This is a genomic window from Rugamonas sp. FW305-51, from assembly GCF_058786935.1.
Genome location: NZ_JBYSZG010000037.1, coordinates 28600 through 49807, shown reverse-complemented (window position 1 = coordinate 49807; position 21208 = coordinate 28600). Strand labels below are relative to the sequence as shown.

Here is a 21208-nt window from a genome sequence, read left to right as displayed (position 1 = left end):
CCTCACCGGGCTGCGTTGAGCGTTACTGCGCCTCGGAGAACTCCGCGAAGGCCGCCATCGCATTGGCCGAGTACATCAGCGACGGGCCGCCGCCCATGTAGACGGCCATGGCCAGCGCCTCCTCCAGCTCAGCCTTGGTCACACCCAGCTTGACCAGCGCCTGCACGTGGAAACCGATGCAGGCGTCGCAGCGCACAGCCACGCCCAGCGCCAGCGCGATCAGCTCCTTGGCCTTCTTGTCCAGTGCGCCATCCTTGGTGGCGGCGCGCGCCATGTCGTTAAATCCCTTCATCACCTCCGGCATGTCCGCGCGCAGCGTGGCCAACTGGGTGGATACGGCCTGGGTCAGCTCGCGAAAACCGGTCAATGGGGTGCTCATGTCTATTCCTTTGCTAATAAGAAGCGGATTGGGTTACTCAACACTCTACAAAGACACAATATATTATTTTATATAGTGTTGTCAACAGCGGTGCGCCAGTAAGCGCAACGGTGACCAGTCTAGGTGCTCAAGGGCAAAAGGCACCACAACCTGGATCAAGAAAACAAAAGAGCTCCGCATCAATCAGACTGCGGAGCTGCCATGGGAAATGGGGTACGTCCCCATTTTTTTGTTTGGCGGGGCGGCGGGTCAGCTGAGCTGCAGTTCGGGCTGCTTGGGGACGATGGCCGTCTTGGGCAGGCAGACGATGAAGCTGCTGCCCTTGCCCGCTTCGGACTTGATCTGCAGCGTGCCGCCATGGCGCAGCAGCACGTGCTTGACGATGGCCAGCCCCAGCCCCGTGCCCTGCGTCTCGCGCGAGCGGCTCTTGTCGACCCGGTAGAAACGCTCCGTCAAGCGCGAAATGTGCTCGGGGCTGATGCCGATGCCCGTGTCTTCTACCTTGAACTTGATGCCAGTCGGCCCTTCCAGCCACGACAGGTGGATCTTGCCGCCGGCCGGCGTGTAGCGCACGGCGTTCGAAGCGAGGTTGCCGAAGGCCGAGTGCAGCTCTTCCATGCTGCCCATTACGTCCGGCCCCGCCACGTCCATCGTGATCTCGTGCTTGCCGGCCGACAGGGCCCGCGCGTCGCGCTGCACCTGCCCCATCAGTTTGACGATGTCGACCCGCTCCGGGCGCATCGGGTAGTCCACCGATTCCAGCCGCGACAGGGTCAACATGTCTTCGATCAGGTGCTGCATGCGGTGGCCCTGCTCCGTCATCAGCTTCAGGTGCGCCATGCGGGTGGCCGCGTCCAGGTCTTCCGAGGCGGCGATTTCCAGGAAGCCCACGATCACCGTCAGCGGCGTGCGCAGTTCGTGCGAGGCGTTGGCGATGAAGTCGCGCCGCATTTCCTCGATGCGCTCCGTTTCCGTGGCGTCGTGCGTGACGAGGATCTGGCGCCGGTTCTCGAACGGGATGATGTGGACGATCAGCTTGCGCTCGCGGAAGCTCAGCGTCAGCGGCTGGTCGTAGCGGCCCAGGATGATGTAGTCCATGAAGTCGGGACTGCGCACCAGGTTGGTCACCCGCATGCCCTTGTCGCGCTCGTGGGTCAGGCCCAGGTGCTGCTCGGCGGCTGGGTTGCACCATTCGAGGAACAGTACGTCATCCATGATGACCACGCCGTCCGGCAGCAGGTGCATGGCCTGGCGGAAGCGGGCCAGCCATTCCGTCAGCTCGGCCTGGTTCTTCTCGTCGTCGCGGCGCAGCCGGTACAGGCGCGAGAAGATGTTGGTCCACGCGCCCCAGCCATCGGGCAGCTTGGCGCTTTGCGGGTCGTCCAGCCAGTCGCTCAGCTGGTACAGATAACCGAGCTGCACGAACACCAGCACGGCCATGGCGATGCAGGCCACGATCAGGGCCGGCATGGCGCCGAACATGAACCACAGCACACCCACGCCCGCCAGGATCAGGCCCATGCGCAGCGCAGCGGGCACCCAGAACAGCAGTTTTGGATTCATGATTATTTTTCAGACAGCATGTAGCCGACGCTGCGCACCGTGCGGATCAGGTGTTCCGCTTCCTTGAGCGCCTTGCGCAGGCGCAGCACGTGCACGTCCACCGTGCGCTCCTCGATCACCACGTGGTCGCCCCACACCTTGTCGAGCAGCTGGCTGCGCGAGAACACGCGCTCGGGATGGGCCAGCAGGAACTTGAGCAGCTTGTACTCGGCGTGGCCGATGTCGATCTTCTGCTGGTCCAGCATGACGGTGCAGCTGACGGGGTCCAGCAGCACGTTGCCGGCCCGCATGGTGGACTGGGCGTGCTCCGGGCTCTTGCGGCGCAGCAGGGCCTTGGCGCGGGCCAGCAGTTCGCGCGGCGAGAACGGCTTGGTGACGTAGTCGTCGGCACCGCTGTTGAGGCCGGCCAGCTTGTCCTCTTCCATGCTCTTGGCCGTCAGCATGATGACGGGGATTTCATTGAACTGGCGGTCGGCCCGGATGCGCGCCAGCAGGCGCAGGCCGGTCTGGTCGGGCAGCATCCAGTCCAGCAGGATCAGCTGTGGCGTGCGGTGCTGGATGAAGTCCCACGCCTCGGCCACGCTGGCCACGGCACAGCAGTTCCAACCCGCCTCGCGCAGCGAGAACGTCACCAGCTCGACGATGGCCGGCTCATCTTCAACGATCAATACGGTGGTTTTGTCGGTTGCCATTTTTCTCAGTGTTGCCTGTTACTCGGCGATGTCGTCGGCCGGCGGTGCGGTCTTGGTGTGGCGGATGTCGCGCCCTTCAACCACGTAGATCACGTATTCGGCGATGTTCTTGGCATGGTCGCCGATGCGCTCGATGGCCTTGGCCACCCACAGCGTGTCGAGCGCGGCCGAGATGGTGCGTGGATCTTCCATCATGAAGGTGATCAGGTTGCGCATGATGGAGCGGAATTCGTGGTCGATCACGGCGTCCTGGGCGATCAGCTGCAAGGCCTGCTTGCCGTCGTTGCGGGCGAAGGCGTCGAGCGCGTCGTGCAGCATGTCGCTGGTGTTGTTGGCGATGCCGCGCACCATTTCGTAATGGTTGACGGTGACGGCGCCGCGGCTGTGCAGCGACTTGGCCGTGCGGGCGATCTTGGTCGCCTCGTCGCCGATGCGCTCGAGGTCCGTGATCACCTTGATGGTGGCCATGATGGTGCGCAGGTCGTTGGCGGCCGGCTGGCGGCGCACGATCAGGTGGCTGCAGGCGTCGTCCAGCGACACTTCAAGCTGGTTGACGGTGTCGTCCTCGCGGATCACGCGGTCGGCGCGGTCGGCGTTGCCGATGCGGAAGCAGGTCATGGCGTCGAGGAACTGGGTCTCGACGATGCCGCCCATCAGCAACACCTTGGAGCGGATGGCTTCAAGTTCTTGGTCGTACTGCTTGGATGAATGCTCGCCTAACATGCTGGTCTCTCCGTAACGATGTTCTTGATATTGTAGGGTTAGCCGAAGCGGCCGGTAATGTAATCCTGGGTTTCCTTGCGGGCCGGATTCATGAAGATCTGGTCCGTCTCGCCAAACTCGACCAGCTCGCCCAGGTACATATAGGCCGTGTAGTCGGAGCAGCGGGCCGCCTGCTGCATGTTGTGGGTGACGATGGCGATCGTGTAATCCTGCTTGAGCTCGGAAATCAGTTCTTCCACCTTGGAGGTGGAGATGGGGTCCAGCGCCGACGTCGGCTCGTCCAGCAACAGCACGTCCGGCTTGACGGCCACGCCGCGCGCGATGCACAGGCGCTGCTGCTGGCCGCCCGACAGCGACAGGCCGCTCTTGCCCAGCTTGTCCTTCACTTCGCCCCACAGGGCCGCCTTCTTCAGCGCCCATTCCACGCGCTCGTCCATCTCGCCCTTGGACAGGTCTTCGTACAGGCGCACGCCGAAGGCAATATTATCGTACACCGACATGGGGAATGGGGTCGGCTTCTGGAACACCATGCCCACCTTGGCGCGCAGCATGTTGACGTCCTGGTCCGCTTCCAGGATGTTCTTGCCGCGGTAGATGATGGAGCCTTCCGCGCGCTGGCCCGGGTACAGGTCATACATGCGGTTGAGCGTGCGCAGCAGGGTCGACTTGCCGCAGCCGGACGGGCCGATGAAGGCCGTCACCTGGCGTTCGTGGATGTCGAGGTTGACGTTGGTCAGGCTCTGGGTCTTGCCGTAGAAAAAATTGAGGCCGGAAATCTCGATGGTCTTGCGCTTGGGCGTCATGGCGGCTACGGGCTCTTGGATCAGTTGCGTATTCATAGTTAAGCTCTTGGGTTCTGGGCGTCGTTCAATTCGGGGTGCGCTGGTGGAACACGGTGCGCGACAGGATGTTCAGTGCCAGCACGCTGAAGGTCACCAGCAGCGCGCCGCCCCAGGCCAGGTTGCGCCAGTTGTCGTACGGGCTCATGGCGAACTGGTAGATCACCACCGGCAAGTTGGCCAGCGGGCGGTTCATGTCGGCGCTGAAGAACTGGTTGTTCAGGGCCGTGAACAGCAGCGGCGCCGTTTCGCCGGAAATGCGGGCCAGCGCCAGCAGCACGCCCGTCACCACGCCGGCCTTGACGGCGCGCAGGCGCACCAGCAGGGCCACCTTCCAGCGCGGCGCGCCCAGCGCGAAGGCCGCTTCCAGCAGGCTGTTGGGCACCAGGCGCAGCATGTTGTCGGTGGTGCGCACCACCACCGGCACGGCGATCAGGGCCAGCGCGATGGTGCCGGCGTAGCCGGAGAAGTGCTTGACGTTGGCCACGTACAGGGCATACACGAACAGGCCGATCACGATCGACGGCGCCGACAGCATGATGTCGGTCACGAAGCGGGTCACGTGCGCCACCTTGTTTTCGTCGCCGTATTCGGCCAGGTAGATGCCGGCCAGGATGCCGATCGGGGTGCTGATCAGGGTCGACAGGCCCACCAGCATCAGGCTGCCGACGATGGCGTTGAGCAGGCCGCCCCCTTCGCTGCCGGGGGCCGGCGTGGTCTGGGTGAACATCATCACGCTCAGGGCGCCGAAGCCCTTGAACAGCAAGGTGGCCAGGATCCACACCAGGAAGGCCAGGCCCAGCGACATGGCGGCCACGGACAGGGCAATGCCGGCCCGGTGCACGAACAGGCGCTTGCGGTAGACGGGGTTGATTGCTTGGCTCATTATTTCACGCCTTCCTTGCGAGACATTCCGGCCAGCATGATCTTGGCGGCCGACAGGACGATAAAGGTGATGGCAAACAGGATCAGGGCCAGCGCGTACAGCGACGACACGTGCAGTGGCGATTCCGCTTCCGCGAATTCATTGGCCAGGGTGGAGGCGATGCTGTTGCCGGCCGCGAACAGCGACAGCGACAGTTCGTTGGCGTTGCCGATCACGAAGGTGACGGCCATGGTCTCGCCCAGGGCGCGCCCCAGGCCCAGCATGACGCCGCCCACCACACCGGTCTTGGTGTACGGCAGCACGATCTTGCGCACCACTTCCCACTTGGTGCAGCCCAGGCCGTAGGCCGATTCCTTGAGCACGGCCGGCACGATCTCGAACACGTCGCGCATCACGGAGGAAATGAAGGGGATGATCATGACGGCCAGGATCAGGCCGGCCGTCAGGATGCCGATGCCCATGGTGGGGCCGCTGAACAGCTGGCCCACCAGCGGCAGGTGGCCGATGGTGTTCTTGAGCAGCGGCTGCACGTAGTCGGCGAACAGGGGCGCGAACACGAACAGGCCCCACATGCCGTAGATGATGGACGGCACGCCGGCCAGCAGTTCGACGGCCGTGCCCATGGGGCGGCGCAGCCAGACGGGGCAGATCTCGGTCAGGAACAGGGCGATGCCGAAGCTGACGGGGAACGCGATCAGCAGCGCGATGCCGGAGGTGGCCAGGGTGCCGACGATGGCGATCAGGGCGCCGTACTTGTCGTTGACGGGGTCCCACTCGACGGTGGTGATGAAGGCCGGGCCGAATTCCTTGAACGCGGGCCAGGCGCCTATCATCAGTGAAATGATGATGCCGACCAGCACCGCCAGCACGGACAGCGCGAACGTCATCGTAATCTTGTGGAAGATGAAGTCCTGGATGCGCTGCTTGCGCATGGTCGAATGCATGGCGGCCAGGCTGGCGGCCTGTCCTGCCTCGGCGGCCGCCAGTTCGCGGGCCGTGGGCGCGGCACGCGGGACGGCGGCCGGGGGAGTATGGTCGGTGACGCTCATGGTGGGCTCCGACAGGATGACGGGCGGGGAAGTAAGTTCAGCGCTCATATAGTGGTTTTTATCTCTTGGAGGACAGCTAGCCTGCGCCGCCCGGGCCGAGCAACGCAGGCTAACCCCCTGGGCCGCCGCCGCGGCGGCGTCCCAGGGGCGCTCCATTTAGTAGATGGCCTTGCCGGAAGTGTCCTTCAGGTTGGCTTTCCAGGCATCCTGCACCAGCTTGACGACGGAGGCCGGCAGCGGCACGTAGTCCAGCTCGGTGGCAGCGGCGCCGCCGTTCTTGAAGGCCCAGTCGAAGAACTTGACCACTTCCTTGCCCTTGGCGGCGTCAGCCTGCTGCTTGTGCATCAGGATGAAGGACACGCCCGTGATCGGCCACGAGTTCTTGCCAGCCTGGTCGGTCAGCACCACGCCGAAGCCAGGGGTCTTGGTCCATTCCGCGTTGGCGGCGGCGGCCTTGAAGAAGTCGTCGTCCGGCTGCATGAAGTTGCCATCCTTGTTCTTCAGCTGGGTGTGCGCCATCTTGTTCTTCTTGGCGTAAGCCCATTCCACGTAGCCGATCGAGCCCTTGATGCGCTGCACGTTGGCGGCCACGCCTTCGTTGCCCTTGCCGCCCACGCCCACCACCCACTTGACGGCCGTGCCGGCGCCGATCTTGGTCTTGAATTCGGCGTTGGTCTTGGACAGGTAGTCGGTGAACAGGAAGGAGGTGCCGGAGCCGTCGGCGCGGTGCACCACCGTGATTTCCGTTGCCGGCAGCTTGGCGCCCGGGTTCAGGGCCGCGATTTCCGCGTCGTTCCACTGCTTGACCTTGCCCAGGTAGATGTCGGCCACCACGGCGCCGGTCAGTTTCAGCTGGCCCGGGGCGATGCCGTCCAGGTTCACCACGGTGACCACGCCGCCCATGATGGCGGGGAACTGCATCAGGCCTTCGGCGTCCAGGTCCTCGGCCTTGAGGGGCATGTCGGAGGCGCCGAAATCGACGGTCTTGGCCTTGATCTGCTTGATGCCGGCACCGGAGCCGACGGACTGGTAGTTCAGGCCATTGCCGGTGGCGGCCTTGTACGATTCCGCCCACTTGGCGTAGATCGGATAGGGGAAGGTAGCACCGGCGCCGGTCATGTCGGCGGCCACGGCGGCGGACGAGAATGCCATCACGGCGGCAGCGCCCACGACCATGGAGGTAAACAACTGTTTCATTCGCATATCAAGTCCTTCAAGAGTATGACAAGGGGTTGGAATGCTGCGCAGTCTACCGGCCAAATATGACAGGTTTATGACATCGCCTTAATTATCCGGAAACAGTGCGCTTACAGTGGCAGAGGGGCGTTTTGCCCAGCATCTTACCCCCTTCTTGTCACAATCGGACGGCCCGAACGGGCAATTATGACAGCCCATGTCATGCAGTTGTCATAATTAACATCTACACTGGCGCGCTGTAATACAGACGCTCTGATGACAGGCTAGAATCTACTATCTGCAAAGTGAACAAGAAGACTATGAAGCCTGATTTGCGTGCGGAAACAAACACTCCCAACATTTTCCTTGACCGGGAACTGTCCCAGCTCGCCTTCAACCGGCGCGTGCTGGCCCAGGCCGAGGACCGCGCCATTCCCCTGCTGGAGCGGCTGCGCTACCTGTGCATCGCCAGCAGCAACCTGGACGAATTCTTCGAAGTGCGGGTGGCCAGCCTGCTGGCGGCCGCCAGCGTGGACGGCGCCCTGTCCGAGCACCCGGCCCTGATAGCCACGCTGAGCCGCATCAGCCAGGAATGCCACGACCTGGTGGCCCACCAATATGAAATCCTGAACCAGGAAGTGTTGCCCCAACTGCAAGCAAAAGGCGTGCACCTGGTGCGACACAACGAGCGCAACGAGGCCCAGCGGGCCTGGGTCAAGGATTATTTCGAGCGCGAAGTGCGTCCCCTGCTGACCCCGATCGGCCTGGATCCGGCCCACCCCTTCCCCCAGGTGGTCAACAAGAGTCTCAATTTCATCGTCTCGCTGTCGGGCAAGGACGCCTTCGGCCGCGGCACGGCCATCGCCATCGTCAAGGCGCCGCGCGTGCTGCCGCGCGTGATCCGCCTGCCCGACCACCTGTCGAAAAGCGGCGGCGTGTCGTTCTGCCTGCTCTCGTCCATCATCCACGCCCATATCTCCGACCTGTTCGCCGGGCGCGAAGTGATCGCCTATTCCCAGTTCCGCGTCACCCGCGACAGCGACCTGTGGGTGGACGAGGATGAAGTGAAGAACCTGCGCCAGGCCCTCAAGGGCGAGCTGCAGGGGCGCCAGTTCGGCACCTCGGTGCGGCTGGAAGTGGCCAAGAATTGCCCGCCCGAGCTGTCCCAGTTCCTGCTCGACCAGTTCAACCTGCACCAGAGCCGGCTGTACGCCGTCAACGGCCCCGTCAACCTGGTACGGCTGACGGAAATGATAGACCACGTCAACCACCCTGCCCTGCGCTTCCCGCCGTTCTATCCGGGCATGGGCCGCAAGGCGCCCGGCACCGACATCTTCAGCGAGCTGCGCCAGCACGACATCCTGCTGCACCACCCGTTCCAGACCTTCCAGACCGTCATCGACTTCATCCGCAGCGCCGCCCATGACCCGGCCGTGGTGGCCATCAAGCAGACCATCTACCGCACCGGCATGAACTCGGACCTGATGGAGTCGCTGCTGACGGCCGCCCGCGAAGGCAAGGAAGTGACGGTGATCGTGGAACTGAAGGCCCGTTTCGACGAGGAAGCCAACATCAACTGGGCCGACAAGCTGGAACAGGCCGGCGCCCAGGTGGTGTACGGCGTGGTGGGCCTGAAGACCCACGCCAAGGTGGCGCTGGTGATCCGGCGCGAGGAAGGCGAGCTGCGCTACTACGCCCACCTGGGTACGGGCAACTACCACCCCACCACCACCAAGCTGTACACGGACTTCGGCCTGCTCACCTGCCATCCGCAGTTGAGCCAGGAGGTCAACGAAGTCTTCATCCACCTGACCAGCCTGACCAAGCCCCACAAGCTGACCCATTTGTGGCTGGCCCCGTTCGCGTTGCAAAACGAGATCATCAAGGCCATCCGCAACGAGGCGCGCATCGCGCGCGCGGGACGGCCGGGCCGGATTATTGTTAAAATCAATGCATTGGTAGACGAATCGGTGATACGGGCCCTGTACGCCGCCTCGAAAGACGGCGTCAAGATCGACCTGATCGTGCGCGGCGCCTGCACGCTCAAGCCGGGCGTGCCGGGGCTGTCGGAGAACATCAAGGTGCGCTCCATCATCGGCCGCTTCCTCGAACACAGCAGGATCTATTACTTCCGCAACGACCTGGCGCACGACGTGCTGCTGGCCAGCGCGGACTGGATGAGCCGCAACCTGTTCCGCCGCATCGAAGTGGCCTTCCCCGTGCTGGACCGGGCCCTCAAGCGGCGCGTGATTGCGGAAGGCTTGAACCCCTATTTGAAGGACAACACCAACGCCTGGGACCTGGAACCGGACGGCCACTATCAGCGCCGCAAGCCACGCGGCAAGCAGCCACCGTTCGGCGCCCAGCAGTTCCTGATGCAGTCGCTGGGCACGCCGGCCAGCGAAGCGGGTGACTGAGCACAAGGACGGCGGGCGCCCTGCCCGCCGGCCGTCGTGCCGTGACGTGCTGTTTTCGTATGACGGGAGAAAAGCATGGACCTGATATTGTGGCGGCACGCCGAGGCGGAAGAAGCCGGCCCCGGCCTGTCCGACCTGGAACGGGCCTTGACGGCCAAGGGCCAGAAGCAGGCCCGCCGCATGGGCCAGTGGCTCGATTCCCAGCTGCCCGAAAGCTGCCGCGTGCTGGTCAGTCCGGCCGTGCGCGCGCTGCAGACAGCCGAAGCGCTGGGGCGCAAGTATAAAATCCACGCCGACCTGGCGCCGGGCGCCGATCCGGAAGACATCCTGAAGGCGGCCAACTGGCCGGCCGGGCGCGAAGCCGTGCTGATCGTCGGCCACCAACCCACGCTGGGCCAGGCGGCCGCGCTGCTGATGACGGGCGAGGTGCAGGAATGGGATATCCGCAAGGCCGGCGCCTGGTGGCTGGCCCAGCGCGATCCGAGCGAACCGCTCAGCGTTTACCTGAAAGCGGTGATGGCGTCAGACCTGGTTGTAAAATGATAGCAATTAGCTGGGTTGGGCTTGCAAAGCGGTAACTATCTGCTACAGTTTAAGTGTACCAACTCTAGGGAGCAGCCGTCGTAAGTCGACTGATATGACTATGATTACCTGGTTCACCATGGGCATATTTGGTGGAATGATTGCCCTGGTAATTTACGAACTCGTGGAAGAAATGCGGGGGAGTAAGCACAAACTGATCGACCGCTATCACGAATAGCATACCGCTTCTTTGAAGCCCTGGCGCCAGCGGCAAGGTCCTTGCGGATTTTGCCTCTCGCGCCGTCATCATTTCTCCCTCCCCCATCGCAGTGGCGGCCTCCCTGGCCGCCCGGCCCGGGCCCATGCCAGCTTACATGCCCGACTTGAACTTGGTGAAGATGCGCGTGATGTGGCGGCGGATGTCGGCCGGCACCGCCTCCGGCGCGGCCATGCGCTGCTTGTCCGCGTCCGACAGGAACACGGTCTTGTTGTTGGCGATATCCTTGCGCACGAACTTCATGCCGGCCGTGTTCGGGTTGGCGTAGAACACCTTGTTGGTCAAGCTGGCATGCACCTGGCCGCGCAGGATGTAGTTGATCCACAGGTGGGCATTGTTCGGGTGCGGCGCGTCGGCCGGGATGGCCATGGTGTCGAACACGAGGGCAGCCGACGTCTTGGGCACCAGCACTTCGATCACGTTACCGTTCTTGGCGTCGATGGCGCGCTGGCGGGCGATGTTGATGTCGCCCGACCAGCCCAGCGCCACGCAGACGGCGCCGTTGGCCATGTCGTTGATGTAGCCGGACGAGCTGAACAGCGTCACGTAGGGCCGGATCGCCTGCAACATCTTGCCGGCCGCATCATAATCGGCCACGGCGGCCGAATAGGCCGGCTTGCCCAGGTAGATCAGCGCCGCCGGCAGCACTTCGGACGGCGAATCGAGGAAGGACACGCCGCACGACTTGAGCTTGGAGGCGTACTTGGGGTTGAAGATCAGCTCCCACGCGTTGTCCGGCATCGGCATGGTGCCCAGGGCCGCCTTGACCTTGTTGACGTTGATGCCTACCGTCGTGTAGCCCCACAGCCAGTCCACCAGGTAGTCGTTGTTGGGGTCGATCCTGGACAGCTTGCCCTGGATGGCCGGGTCCAGGTTGCCCAGGTTGCTCAGCTTGGACTTGTCGAGCTTGCGCAGCAGGTGGGCGTCGATCTGCAGCTTTGCCCACTGGGCCGTGGGCACCACGATGTCGTAGCCCGACTTGCCGGCCACCAGCTTGGAATTGAGGATCTCGTTGTTGTCGAACAGGTCATAGCGGACCTTGATGCCGGTCTCTTTTTCAAAATTCTTGACCGTATCGTCGGCAATGTAGTCCGACCAGTTGTAGATGTTGAGGACTTTCTCTTCCTGCTGCGCGCGCGCCGCGGGCGCGGCCAGCGCCGCCATCACCGCCGCTGCGGCCAGTCCCAAACCGAACAGCTTGCCCAACCCTTTGCCTGCCATGCCTGCCTCCTGAAGATGGAATTGCGTGTGAAGCCGAAATGATCGGGCATAGTGGTCACGATTGCAAGCACTGTCCTTCAGGCAAGAAAGTCGAAGGCGCTGCCGGCGCTGGCGCTGGCGCTGGCGCTGGCGCTGGCGCCGCCCGTCTGCGCCTGCTGGCTGTACAGCGCGGCCAGGGCATTGCCCTGGGCCGTGAGGGCCTTGGACAGCAAGGCCCGCTTGCCGTTGATGGTGGTGATTTCCTTGTTCAGCGTGGCCGCCTCGCGCCGGATCACGCTGTTGTCGGCCGTGAAGGCGCCGGCCTTGGCGGCCAGCTGGTCGGCCATGCCCTTGCCGCCGTTGCTCAGCAGCTTGGCCACCGCGCCCGCGTCGGCGGCCAGCGCGGCGGCCAGCTTCTTGTCGTCCACTTGCAGGTTGCCGCCGGCATCCTGGGTCACGCCGGCCTTGGCCAGGGCCTTGACCGACACCCCGTCGCCGCCCGTCTTGAGCAGTTGCGACAGCTGGCGGCTCACCTGCCCCAGCGCCACGTCGCCCTTCAGCTCGCCGCCCTGCAAGGCTTGCAGTTTCTGGTTCAGTTCGTTGTAGGCGGCCACGAAGGCGCGCACGTTCTTGCCCGTCTGGGCCGCGTCCGGCGCCGGCGCCTTGCCGTTGCCGGCCAGGCCGGCGGCCTTGGTCTGGAAGGCGGCCAGCGCGCTGTGCAGCTGGCCCAGGCCCGATAAGCGGGTCTGGTCGCGCACCAGCGTGGCGTTGAGCTTGGCCACGCCCGTGTTCTGCGAGGCCAGCGTCTGCTGCACGCGGTTGTAGACGTCGGTCGACGGCGTCGCGCCCTGATGGTTGGTATTGATACTGGAGGTGGCCATGGCTGTCCCGAAGTGTGGCCGCCACGGTGATGGCGGCGGATGCGGCCGGCACGGAATGGGCGCCGGCCCCGAGTTGCCTAATTATCCATTATTGCCGAATAATTAAAACGCGGAACAGCGCGGTATTTTGCCGTCTTCAGGCGCTTTGGCCGCCAGGCAGGCGCGGCACGGACAGCCTAGCGCAGGAACTTTGTGATGGCGGTCAGGGCGGCCGGGTCCAGGTTGATGAACTGGTAGCCGATCTTGAAATGGTCGCCGCTGAAGATGCAGTAGCTGACCTTGGAACGGCAGCTCACGATTTGCGCCTTGCCATCCAAAAACAATTCAAACGTGACGTTGCCCAGATGGCCGACCGCCAGCTTGTGCTCGAATGTGAGCGACATGCCGCTGGCGCCGATGTCCAGCGTGCGTGCCGGCTGGGGCGGCATGCCGTCCATGGCCACCACCGCTTTGGCGCGCATGATCTTGCGCGCGGCTGATCTCTGATCTACTGACACTTGCCGCCCCGTTACTGTAAGTCCATGTACAAAAGAAAACGGCGCACCGCGCCGCATGCCTGCCCGGCCAGCTGCGTCACGGCACAGCCCGGCCAAGACCACATTTTACAGGTCAAACGGCATCGGCGTGTCCCGGGGCGCTACGACTGCGTCAAATGTTCGGCGGCCGGCCGTCATTGATGCTCGCGCATGCGGGTAAAGGCATCGTCGATGCGCTCCACGGCAATAATGGTCATGCCTTCGATGGCTTGCTTGGGGGCGTTGGCCTTCGGAATCATGGCCAGCGAGAAGCCCAGCTTGGCCGCCTCGCGCAGCCGCTCCTGGCCCCGCGGCGCCGGCCGGATCTCGCCGGCCAGGCCCACCTCGCCGAACACGACGAAGCCGCGCGGCAGCGGCTTGTTGCGCATCGACGAATTGATGGCCAGCAGCACGGCCAGGTCGGCCGCCGGCTCCGTGATCTTGACCCCGCCCACGGCGTTGATGAACACGTCCTGGTCGAAGGCGGCGATGCCGGCGTGGCGGTGCAGCACGGCCAGCAGCATGGCCAGCCGGTTCTGCTCCAGGCCCACGGACAGGCGGCGCGCGTTGGGCTGGTGGCTGGCGTCGACCAGGGCCTGGATTTCCACCAGCAGCGGCCGGGTGCCCTCCTGCGTCACCATCACGCAGGAACCGGGCACCTGGTTGTCGTGCTGGGACAGGAACAGGGCCGACGGGTTGGACACGCCCTTCAAGCCCTTGTCCGTCATGGCGAACACGCCCAGCTCGTTGACGGCGCCGAAGCGATTCTTGATGGCCCGCACCAGGCGGAAGCTGGAATGGCTGTCGCCCTCGAAGTACAGCACCGTATCGACAATGTGCTCGAGCACGCGGGGGCCGGCCAGCGCGCCCTCCTTGGTCACGTGGCCCACCAGGATGATGGTGATGCCGGTGGTCTTGGCCACGCGCGTGAGCTGGGCCGCGCATTCGCGTACCTGGGCCACGGAACCGGGCGCGGAACTGAGCGCGTCCGAATACATGGTCTGGATCGAGTCGATCACGGCCACCTGGGGCCGCAGCTCGGCCAGCGTGCCGAGGATCTTCTCGAGCTGGATCTCGGCCTGCAGTTTCAGTTCGCGCGCGTCGATGGCCAGGCGCTTGGCGCGCAGCGCGATCTGGGCGCCCGACTCCTCGCCCGACACATACAGCACGCTTTTCACATGCGACAGGTTGGCCAGCGCCTGCAGCAGCAGGGTCGACTTGCCGATGCCGGGATCGCCGCCGATCAGCACCACGCCGCCAGCCACCAGGCCGCCGCCCAGCACGCGGTCGAATTCCTCGATGCCGGTGCCAAAGCGCGGCACGTCGATGGCGTCGATGTCGGCCAGCGACAGCACGGGCGCCGTCTGCGCCAGCGCCTGGTGCCCGGTATTGGAGTAGCGGTTGACGCCGGGCGCCTCGACGACCGTTTCCACCATCGTGTTCCACTGCTGGCAGGCGGCGCACTGGCCGGTCCACTTGTTGCTGATGGCGCCGCAGTCGCTGCAGGTGTAGTTGGTCTTGACCTTGGCCATATCAACCTTCGACCACGCGCACGCGCGGCGCCAGCGCGCACATGAGTTCATAGCCGATGGTGCCGGCCGCCTCGGCCACCTCGTCGATCGGCATGCCGCGGCCCCACAGGGTCACGGCGCTGCCCACGCGGGCCTGGGGGATGGGCGTCAGGTCCACCGTCAGCATGTCCATCGAGACCCGGCCCACCAGGCGCGTGCGCACGCCGTCCACCAGCACCGGGGTGCCCAGCGGCGCGTGGCGCGGATAACCGTCCGCGTAGCCGCAAGCCACCACACCCACCCGCATCGGGCCGTCGGCCTGGAAGCGGCTGCCGTAGCCGACCATGTCGCCCGCGGCGATGTCCTGGATGCCGATGATCTCGCTGGCCAGCGTCATGGTCGGCTGCAGGCCGAAGTCGGCCGCGCTCTTGCCGCCCGGCGTGCCGCCGTACAGCATGATGCCGGGGCGCACCCAGTCGTTGGCCAGCACGTCGGCCAGTTCGCCCTGCTGCAGCACGCCGGCCGAATTGGACAGGCTGCGCGGGCCCGGCAGGCCGGCCGCACCAAGCTCGAAGCGGCGGATCTGCTCGCGCAGCGGCAGGCGCGGGTGGGCGATTTCGTCGGCGTTGGCAAAGTGGGTCATCATGGTGATCTCGCCCACGCAGGCCAGCGCGCGCAGGCGCGCATGGGCGGCGGCGAACGCCTCGGGCTTGAAGCCGAGGCGGTTCATGCCGGTGTTCATCTTCAGGTGCAGGTTCAGCCTGGCGGGCAGCGTGGCCGCCTCCAGCCAGGCGATCTGCTGTTCGCAGTGGACGGCGCCATTGAGGTCGTACTTGGCCATCGTCTCCAGGTCGGACGGATCGAAAAATCCCTCCAGCATCATGATCGGCCGGGTCCAGCCCATTTCGCGCAGGCGCACCGCATTGTCGAATTCGATCAGGGCCAGGCCGTCGGCCGCCGCAAAGCCGCGCATGGCCCGTTCCAGCCCATGGCCATAGCCGTTGGCCTTGACCACGGCCCAGGTCTTGGCGTGCGGCGTGCACTGGCGGGCGCGGGCCAGGTTGTGCTGCATGGATTCGAGGTGGATGGTTGCAACTATCGGCCGTGGCATAGGAAATCTGGGCTGGATGAAGGAAGCCGTATTTTACCGGAGCCTGCCCGTTCTGCGCGGGTCCACTTTGCGCGCCGCGCTGGGACCACCGTGCGCGCGCCGCATGCCCCGGCTGCCCGCCGGCCATATCAGGCCCGCCGCCGGTTTGCTTCGGATCGCAGGCCATTTATGGTATAAAGCAGACCAGATAAGCTTTCAGGCCCCTGTATGAATCGTGGTTTTTATACCATCATGGCAGCGCAGTTCTTTTCGTCCCTGGCGGACAATGCGCTGCTGTTTGTTGCGATCGACCTGTTGATCAGTATGAAGTCGCCGGCATGGATCACGCCACTGCTGAAGTTATCGTTCGTGCTGTTTTACGTGCTGCTGGCCGCATTCGTGGGCGCTTTCGCCGACTCGCTGCCCAAGGGCCGGGTCATGTTCATCGCCAACCTGATCAAGATCGCCGGCTGCGCCCTGATCTTCTTCCAGGTCCATCCGCTGCTGGCCTATGCCGTGGTGGGCTTTGGCGCGGCCGTCTATTCGCCCGCCAAATACGGCATCCTGACGGAGCTGCTGCCGCCGGAAAAGCTGGTGGCGGCCAATGGCTGGATCGAAGGCCTGACGGTCGCCTCCATCATCTTCGGTACCGTCATGGGCGGCGCGCTGGTGAGCGGACGCACCTCGGCCTTCCTGCTTGGCTTTGACGTGCCCTTCATCGACACCGGCATCGACACCCCGACCGAAGCGGCATTGTGCGTGGTGGCCGGCATCTACGTGCTGGCGACCCTGTTCAACCTGAAAATTCCCGACACCGGCTGCAAATACCCGCACCAGGAACACAACCCGATCAAGCTGGTGACCGACTTCGCCAACTGCTACGGCCTGCTGTGGAAGGACAAGCTGGGACAGATCTCGCTGGCCGTCACCACGCTGTTCTGGGGCGCGGCGGCCACCTTGCAGTTCATCGTGCTCGAATGGGCCAAGAAGTCGCTGCACCTGCCCTACGACAAGGCCACCAGCCTGGTAGGCGTGGTCGCCATCGGCGTGGCGGCCGGCGCCGTGCTGTCGGCCTGCTTCATCTCGCTGCGCAAATCGCTCTCCGTGATCCCGCTCGGCATCGCCATGGGCGGCATCGTGATGGGCATGACGCTGGTCCATTCCGTCTGGCTGGCCTATCCGCTGCTGATCCTGGTGGGCGTGCTGTCGGGCTTCTTCCTGGTGCCGATGAACGCGCTGCTGCAGCACCGCGGCCACGTGCTGATGAGCGCGGGCCACTCGATCGCGGTGCAGAACTTTAATGAAAACCTGTCCATCCTCACCATGCTGGCCGTCTACTCGCTGATGCTGCGCGTGCACCTGGAGCTGGACGCCATCATCATCCTGTTCGGCCTGTTCGTGGCCGGCGTCATGTTCCTCATCATGCGCAAGCATGCGGCCAATCAGCGCGAGCACGATTCGCTGGCCCTGATCGGCGAGGCCAAACACTAAGCGCCTGGGCCTCGCCAGGCCCTCAGCACGGCAGCGTGCCGGCCAGCCGGCGCGCCGCCGCCTGGCCGCGCCAGTCGTCCGGCACCACGAAGCCGCGCCGGCATTCCACCCACCAGCCATCGCGCGGCGTCACCACCGCCACCATCTGCGGCGCGGCCACGGTAGCCATGTGGCGCTGCAAGGCGGCCTGCAATTCCAGCCGGTCCAGCACCGGCGCCGTCGCCAGCGGCGCCTTCATGGGCGCCAGCCATTCCAGGCGCGGCATCAGCATGAAGTACTCCCCTTGCAGCGCCACCGACTCAGCTGACGTCAGCCAGAAGCCGTGGCAATGGGGTTGCGAGATGCCGTCCAGCGCACGCCACGCACCACCCGGATAGAACAGCCAGCCCTTGACCAGCGCCTGGGCGCTATCGACCGGCTGCGGCAGCAGCGCCTGCGCGGCCGGATGGCCGGCCAGCGCCAGCTGCTTGTCGAGGATCTTGCGCATCTTGGCGCCCAGCGTGTCGGCCAGATTGGGGCCGATCAGGCAATTGAAGCTACCGTCATCGGCGTCCCGTGGCGACTCACAGTCGAGCAGGTAGAACTTGGTGGCGAACTCCCAGTGCAGCAGGCGGCTGCCGGCGCGCAGCAGGAAGTCGAACTCGCCCACCGTGTCGTTGCGGTTGGCGCGCACCTGCAGGCCGTGTGCGGCCAGCATGCCGTGCTGCTGGAAATAGAAGGCCATCAGCTTTTCCGCATACAGGCCCAGACGGGAATAGAAACGCTGTCCCAGCGCCGCATCGAGCGGCGCCGGATCGGCTTCCAGCGCGGCCAGCCAATCGGCCACGGCCGGCGTCACCGGGCCCAGTGTGGCGATGCGGCCCTGCCAGTGCGGCGAAGCCGGGTCCAGCAGGTCGGGCGCGTCCAGCAACCAGGCCAGGGCGCGCACGTGGGGGCGGGTCAGCCGCCCCCAGCGGCGCTCGAATTGCGCCTGGAAGGTGTCGGCGGCGCTGGCGTCAGGCGGCGTGGTCACGCGTGGCCCTGGCCAGGCACAGGTCGGCCCACGCCTTGGCCTTGTCTTCCGGCCGGCGCAGCAGGTCGGCCGGATGGTAGGTGGCCACCACGGGCAATTCGCCGTAGCGGTGCACCTTGCCGCGCGAGGCCACGCCCAGCAGGCCCTTGGCGGCTGCCTGGCCGAAGGTGAGCACCATGCCGGCGCCCGTCAGTGCCAGCTCCCGTTCCAGGAAGGGGCGGCAGGCCGCCACTTCGTCCGGCGTGGGGGCCCGTTCGGCGCCGTCGGCGCCGGCCGGGCGGCATTTGACAAGGCCAGTCAGGTAGACCTCCTTGTCCGTCGTCAGGCCGATCGCCTTCAGCATGTTGTCGAGCAGCTGGCCCGCTTCGCCGGCCACGGCGCGGCCTTCCTTTTCGTCGAGGCGGGTCGGTGCGGCGGTGATCGCCATCCATTGCGCGCCCGTGTGGCCGCGGCCCTGCACGGTGGCGCGGCGCGTGGCGCACAGCTCGCAGCGGGTGCAGCCGGCGATGGCGGTCTTCAACGCCGGCCAGTCCATGGCGGCGATGGCTTCCTCGCTGACGGGCGCCGGACGGGCCGGCGCCGGGGCCTCGTCGAACCAGGCCGTGGAATTTTCGTCATCAAGGTCGGCGGCCGATGCGTTGGCCGAGGCGTCGTCAACGACATCGGCAAGCGAGGCGTTGGCGGCGTCGATCGCGGCGGTGGCAGCGCCGATTTCACTGGCGGCGGCAGCGGCCGGCGGTGCGGCGACATGCGGCACCTCAGGCGCGGCTGCGGCGGCCTCGCGCGCGGGCGCGGACGCAGGGGCAGGTGCGGATGCGGATGCGCCTGAGGTGGCGGCAGCGGATGCGGCTGCGGATGCCGACGCGGGTACGGGTACGGGTACGGGTGCAGGTGCCGCTGGCGACGCGGGTGCCGGCTCGGCATCTGCATGCGCTGGCGCGGCCTCGGGCGCTGGCGTCATCGCACGCGCATAGGCATCCTCGGCTACAGGCACGGGAACAGTTGCTGCTGGCGTAGTAGAGACGACCAGCGCCGGCGGCACATCCATCGCCTCGACCGGGTTGGCGTCGGCCGGCGACGCTGCCGGATGGCGCAGCTTCCACTGGGCCCCGATGCCCATCTCGTCGAGGAATACGGTACTGCGGGCTGATTGCTGACTCATAATCCGAACCGCATGACGATTGCGTCCTCGCGTTGCTGATTGGCGGCCGGGTAGTAAGCCTTGCGCCGGCCGATCTGTTGGAATCCATAGCGCTGGTAGATTTCCAGCGCCCGCGTGTTCGAAGGCCGCACTTCCAGCAGCACCGACTCCATGCCCAGCCCGCGCGCGCAGGCCACAGCCTGGTTCAGCAGGAAGCGTCCCAGCCCCTGTCCCTGGCGCGCGGCCGACACGGCCACGTTGAGCAGGTGGGCTTCATCGACGATGGCCATCAGCAGGAAATAGCCCAGCAGTTCGCCGCCCGTGTCGCGCAGCACCCAGGCCTGGTAGCCGCTGGCCAGCGAATCGTCGAAATTGGCGCGGCTCCACGGATGCGGGTACACAGTCTGCTCGAGCGCCACCACGTCATCCAGGTCGGCAAGCTGCATCGGCTCGTAGTGGAGCCGGGCCAGATCCCACACTGGCTTCATGCGCCCCCTCCGTCCACCTTGGCCAGCTTGGCCGCCTGCATGTCGCGCCGTTCGGCGCTGGTGAAAGCGATCTTGTTACGCAGGTACAGCGGCTGCGCTTCGGCCGCCGGGACCGCGTGCCCAGCCCCAAAGGCCACGGCGGCCAGCTGCGCGATCTGGGCCGCGTGCGGCATCACCTGCTGGTGCGCGCCGGCGGCGCAAGGCAGCGGCGCCAGCGCCTCGCCATAGGCGGCAAAGCCGTTGCCGCAGGCAGCGGGCTGGCCCTGCGGCTGCACCAGTTCCGGCGCGGCCAGCGCCGGCGCCAGCACCACGGCCGGCGCCACGGCGTTGTCGTCGAAATGATATTGAGCCCAATAGACCTCCCCCATGCGCGCATCGAGCACGGTCAGCACGTCGCCGGCGCCGAACTGCTGGCGGCAGGCCAGCGCCATGGCGTCCAGCGTCACCACCGGCACCACGGGCAGGCCGGCGCCAAACGCCAGGCCCTGGGCGATGCCGCAGGCAGTGCGCACACCGGTAAACGAACCGGGGCCGGAACCGAAGGCGATGGCGTCGCAATCCTTGAGGGCGATGCCGGTTTCGGCCAGCAGCTCCTGGATCATGGGCAGGATGGACTGGGAATGGGTGCGCACGCCCGACGAGGCGCGCTCGGTCACGACGCCGCCGCGCAGCAATGCGCAGGAGGCCAGTTCGGACGAGGTTTCAATGGCAAGTATGGTAAGCATCCCGTATTTTAACCCGCGTCCCCCGGGTGCGGTCTAGCCAACCTGCCTTTTGTGCGCGGCGCGCCGGCCGTTTCCCATGCGCAGCCGGGCCGGGGCATGTAGAATATGCGCGATCGGCGCCTGGCGCCCCGTTTTTGCAGTGACATGCCATGCACAGTCTGACCCTCAGTACCGAAAATCGCGCCGAAGCGGCGGCCGCCCTGGCCGGCGAACGCTGGGTCGTGGCCTGCCTGTGCGCCGCCTGGTGCGGCACCTGCGCCAGCTATCGCGCGGCCTTCGACGAGGTGGCGGCGCGCCACCCGGACAAGTTCTTCCTGTGGATAGACATCGAGGACAATGCGGACGTGGTGGGCGACCTGGACGTGGAGAACTTCCCTACCCTGCTGATCCAGCATGGCGAACAGGTGGCCTTCTTCGGCACCATGCTGCCCGACGCCGGCCTGGCGCACCGCCTGGTGCAAGCCCAGTCGGCCCACAGTGACGCGGAACTGGCAACGCTGACGTCCGCCAGCGAAGAACGCCGACTATGGCAGCGCGACTGCAACCTGCGCACGCTGCTGCGGGCCGCGCAAGCCTGAACGCCAAATCCGCCGCAGCCAACGACTCCGCGGCCGTCCGTTTGAAGCAAGCG

21 protein-coding genes are annotated in these 21208 nt (G+C 65.5%); 4 read left to right on the top strand and 17 right to left on the bottom strand.

Annotated features, from left to right (window positions below; translation table 11 throughout):
• Positions 1-22: 22 nt before the first annotated feature.
• The 8 genes from AC3WOS_RS21525 to pstS all read right to left on the bottom strand — a co-directional run bounded on the left by AC3WOS_RS21525 (position 23) and on the right by pstS (position 7334).
• On the bottom strand, positions 23-379 hold the full coding sequence (locus AC3WOS_RS21525) for a carboxymuconolactone decarboxylase family protein (RefSeq protein ID WP_492718393.1): 357 nt from the start codon (positions 377-379) through the stop codon (positions 23-25).
• A gap of 249 nt (positions 380-628) precedes the next feature.
• On the bottom strand, positions 629-1942 hold the full coding sequence (phoR, locus tag AC3WOS_RS21520; protein WP_492718391.1) for a phosphate regulon sensor histidine kinase PhoR: 1314 nt from the start codon (positions 1940-1942) through the stop codon (positions 629-631).
• Positions 1943-1944: 2 nt separating this feature from the next.
• Positions 1945-2634, bottom strand: coding sequence for a response regulator (locus tag AC3WOS_RS21515; protein ID WP_492718389.1), 690 nt, complete (start codon positions 2632-2634; stop codon positions 1945-1947).
• 18 nt (positions 2635-2652) lie between these two features.
• Complete coding sequence (gene phoU / locus AC3WOS_RS21510; RefSeq protein WP_492718388.1) at positions 2653-3357, bottom strand: phosphate signaling complex protein PhoU; 705 nt, start codon at positions 3355-3357, stop codon at positions 2653-2655.
• Between the two features lie 38 nt (positions 3358-3395).
• Positions 3396-4196 (bottom strand): phosphate ABC transporter ATP-binding protein PstB, encoded by an 801-nt coding sequence (gene pstB / locus AC3WOS_RS21505; RefSeq protein ID WP_492718387.1) that lies wholly within the window; start codon positions 4194-4196, stop codon positions 3396-3398.
• Between the two features lie 28 nt (positions 4197-4224).
• Positions 4225-5082: a phosphate ABC transporter permease PstA gene (gene pstA, locus AC3WOS_RS21500; protein ID WP_492718385.1), complete on the bottom strand. Its 858-nt coding sequence runs from the start codon at positions 5080-5082 to the stop codon at positions 4225-4227.
• Entirely contained in the window at positions 5082-6026 is a 945-nt protein-coding gene (gene pstC / locus AC3WOS_RS21495) for a phosphate ABC transporter permease subunit PstC (RefSeq protein ID WP_492718406.1), read from the bottom strand. Before pstC ends, pstA begins: the two co-directional genes overlap by 1 nt.
• A gap of 261 nt (positions 6027-6287) precedes the next feature.
• Positions 6288-7334: a phosphate ABC transporter substrate-binding protein PstS gene (gene pstS / locus AC3WOS_RS21490; protein ID WP_492718383.1), complete on the bottom strand. Its 1047-nt coding sequence runs from the start codon at positions 7332-7334 to the stop codon at positions 6288-6290.
• Between the two features lie 293 nt (positions 7335-7627).
• Here pstS and ppk1 point away from each other — a divergent pair, with 293 nt between their 5' ends.
• Both ppk1 and sixA read left to right on the top strand, forming a co-directional pair.
• On the top strand, positions 7628-9724 hold the full coding sequence (ppk1, locus tag AC3WOS_RS21485; protein WP_492718381.1) for a polyphosphate kinase 1: 2097 nt from the start codon (positions 7628-7630) through the stop codon (positions 9722-9724).
• A gap of 75 nt (positions 9725-9799) precedes the next feature.
• Complete coding sequence (gene sixA, locus AC3WOS_RS21480; protein ID WP_492718379.1) at positions 9800-10267, top strand: phosphohistidine phosphatase SixA; 468 nt, start codon at positions 9800-9802, stop codon at positions 10265-10267.
• Between the two features lie 349 nt (positions 10268-10616).
• On the opposite strand, the gene AC3WOS_RS21475 is transcribed toward sixA, so the two are convergent.
• The 5 genes from AC3WOS_RS21475 to alr all read right to left on the bottom strand — a co-directional run bounded on the left by AC3WOS_RS21475 (position 10617) and on the right by alr (position 15741).
• A complete protein-coding gene (locus tag AC3WOS_RS21475; protein ID WP_492718377.1) occupies positions 10617-11744 on the bottom strand; it encodes an extracellular solute-binding protein in 1128 nt (375 codons plus the stop codon).
• A 77-nt stretch (positions 11745-11821) separates the two neighbouring features.
• Entirely contained in the window at positions 11822-12604 is a 783-nt protein-coding gene (gene fliD, locus AC3WOS_RS21470) for a flagellar filament capping protein FliD (RefSeq protein WP_492718375.1), read from the bottom strand.
• 176 nt (positions 12605-12780) lie between these two features.
• Entirely contained in the window at positions 12781-13158 is a 378-nt protein-coding gene (locus tag AC3WOS_RS21465) for a PilZ domain-containing protein (RefSeq protein WP_492718405.1), read from the bottom strand.
• 116 nt (positions 13159-13274) lie between these two features.
• On the bottom strand, positions 13275-14651 hold the full coding sequence (gene radA, locus AC3WOS_RS21460; RefSeq protein WP_492718373.1) for a DNA repair protein RadA: 1377 nt from the start codon (positions 14649-14651) through the stop codon (positions 13275-13277).
• A 1-nt stretch (position 14652) separates the two neighbouring features.
• Positions 14653-15741, bottom strand: coding sequence for an alanine racemase (alr, locus tag AC3WOS_RS21455; protein ID WP_492718371.1), 1089 nt, complete (start codon positions 15739-15741; stop codon positions 14653-14655).
• A 207-nt stretch (positions 15742-15948) separates the two neighbouring features.
• On the opposite strand from alr, the gene lplT reads away from it, so the two are divergent.
• Positions 15949-17211, top strand: coding sequence for a lysophospholipid transporter LplT (gene lplT, locus AC3WOS_RS21450; RefSeq protein WP_492718369.1), 1263 nt, complete (start codon positions 15949-15951; stop codon positions 17209-17211).
• Between the two features lie 22 nt (positions 17212-17233).
• On the opposite strand, the gene AC3WOS_RS21445 is transcribed toward lplT, so the two are convergent.
• The 4 genes from AC3WOS_RS21445 to tsaB are packed head-to-tail and all read right to left on the bottom strand — an operon-like array spanning position 17234 to position 20577.
• Positions 17234-18223 carry a DUF1853 family protein gene (locus AC3WOS_RS21445; RefSeq protein WP_492718367.1) on the bottom strand — a complete coding sequence of 330 codons (990 nt, stop codon included), beginning with the start codon at positions 18221-18223 and terminating at the stop codon, positions 17234-17236.
• Positions 18207-19385 carry a uracil-DNA glycosylase gene (locus AC3WOS_RS21440; RefSeq protein ID WP_492718365.1) on the bottom strand — a complete coding sequence of 393 codons (1179 nt, stop codon included), beginning with the start codon at positions 19383-19385 and terminating at the stop codon, positions 18207-18209. Before AC3WOS_RS21440 ends, AC3WOS_RS21445 begins: the two co-directional genes overlap by 17 nt.
• Positions 19382-19852 carry a ribosomal protein S18-alanine N-acetyltransferase gene (rimI, locus tag AC3WOS_RS21435; RefSeq protein ID WP_492718363.1) on the bottom strand — a complete coding sequence of 157 codons (471 nt, stop codon included), beginning with the start codon at positions 19850-19852 and terminating at the stop codon, positions 19382-19384. The genes AC3WOS_RS21440 and rimI overlap by 4 nt, the downstream gene beginning before the upstream one ends.
• Positions 19849-20577: a tRNA (adenosine(37)-N6)-threonylcarbamoyltransferase complex dimerization subunit type 1 TsaB gene (gene tsaB, locus AC3WOS_RS21430; RefSeq protein WP_492718361.1), complete on the bottom strand. Its 729-nt coding sequence runs from the start codon at positions 20575-20577 to the stop codon at positions 19849-19851. Before tsaB ends, rimI begins: the two co-directional genes overlap by 4 nt.
• 149 nt (positions 20578-20726) lie before the next feature.
• On the opposite strand from tsaB, the gene AC3WOS_RS21425 reads away from it, so the two are divergent.
• Positions 20727-21155 carry a thioredoxin family protein gene (locus tag AC3WOS_RS21425; protein WP_492718359.1) on the top strand — a complete coding sequence of 143 codons (429 nt, stop codon included), beginning with the start codon at positions 20727-20729 and terminating at the stop codon, positions 21153-21155.
• The last annotated feature ends 53 nt before the right edge of the window (positions 21156-21208 follow it).

Excerpts from the sequence above, each read along its gene's own strand:
- AC3WOS_RS21440 (WP_492718365.1), bottom strand. The coding sequence starts at position 19,385 with ATGAGTCAGCAATCAGCCCGCAGTACCGTATTCCTCGACGAGATGGGC.
- radA (WP_492718373.1), bottom strand. The coding sequence starts at position 14,651 with ATGGCCAAGGTCAAGACCAACTACACCTGCAGCGACTGCGGCGCCATC.
- alr (WP_492718371.1), bottom strand. The coding sequence starts at position 15,741 with ATGCCACGGCCGATAGTTGCAACCATCCACCTCGAATCCATGCAGCAC.
- ppk1 (WP_492718381.1), top strand. The coding sequence starts at position 7,628 with ATGAAGCCTGATTTGCGTGCGGAAACAAACACTCCCAACATTTTCCTT.
- AC3WOS_RS21475 (WP_492718377.1), bottom strand. The coding sequence starts at position 11,744 with ATGGCAGGCAAAGGGTTGGGCAAGCTGTTCGGTTTGGGACTGGCCGCA.
- lplT (WP_492718369.1), top strand. The coding sequence starts at position 15,949 with ATGAATCGTGGTTTTTATACCATCATGGCAGCGCAGTTCTTTTCGTCC.
- phoU (WP_492718388.1), bottom strand. The coding sequence starts at position 3,357 with ATGTTAGGCGAGCATTCATCCAAGCAGTACGACCAAGAACTTGAAGCC.
- rimI (WP_492718363.1), bottom strand. The coding sequence starts at position 19,852 with ATGAAGCCAGTGTGGGATCTGGCCCGGCTCCACTACGAGCCGATGCAG.
- pstB (WP_492718387.1), bottom strand. The coding sequence starts at position 4,196 with ATGAATACGCAACTGATCCAAGAGCCCGTAGCCGCCATGACGCCCAAG.
- phoR (WP_492718391.1), bottom strand. The coding sequence starts at position 1,942 with ATGAATCCAAAACTGCTGTTCTGGGTGCCCGCTGCGCTGCGCATGGGC.
- AC3WOS_RS21525 (WP_492718393.1), bottom strand. The coding sequence starts at position 379 with ATGAGCACCCCATTGACCGGTTTTCGCGAGCTGACCCAGGCCGTATCC.
- fliD (WP_492718375.1), bottom strand. The coding sequence starts at position 12,604 with ATGGCCACCTCCAGTATCAATACCAACCATCAGGGCGCGACGCCGTCG.
- AC3WOS_RS21515 (WP_492718389.1), bottom strand. The coding sequence starts at position 2,634 with ATGGCAACCGACAAAACCACCGTATTGATCGTTGAAGATGAGCCGGCC.
- tsaB (WP_492718361.1), bottom strand. The coding sequence starts at position 20,577 with ATGCTTACCATACTTGCCATTGAAACCTCGTCCGAACTGGCCTCCTGC.
- AC3WOS_RS21425 (WP_492718359.1), top strand. The coding sequence starts at position 20,727 with ATGCACAGTCTGACCCTCAGTACCGAAAATCGCGCCGAAGCGGCGGCC.
- pstS (WP_492718383.1), bottom strand. The coding sequence starts at position 7,334 with ATGCGAATGAAACAGTTGTTTACCTCCATGGTCGTGGGCGCTGCCGCC.
- AC3WOS_RS21465 (WP_492718405.1), bottom strand. The coding sequence starts at position 13,158 with ATGCGGCGCGGTGCGCCGTTTTCTTTTGTACATGGACTTACAGTAACG.
- pstC (WP_492718406.1), bottom strand. The coding sequence starts at position 6,026 with ATGCATTCGACCATGCGCAAGCAGCGCATCCAGGACTTCATCTTCCAC.
- pstA (WP_492718385.1), bottom strand. The coding sequence starts at position 5,082 with ATGAGCCAAGCAATCAACCCCGTCTACCGCAAGCGCCTGTTCGTGCAC.
- sixA (WP_492718379.1), top strand. The coding sequence starts at position 9,800 with ATGGACCTGATATTGTGGCGGCACGCCGAGGCGGAAGAAGCCGGCCCC.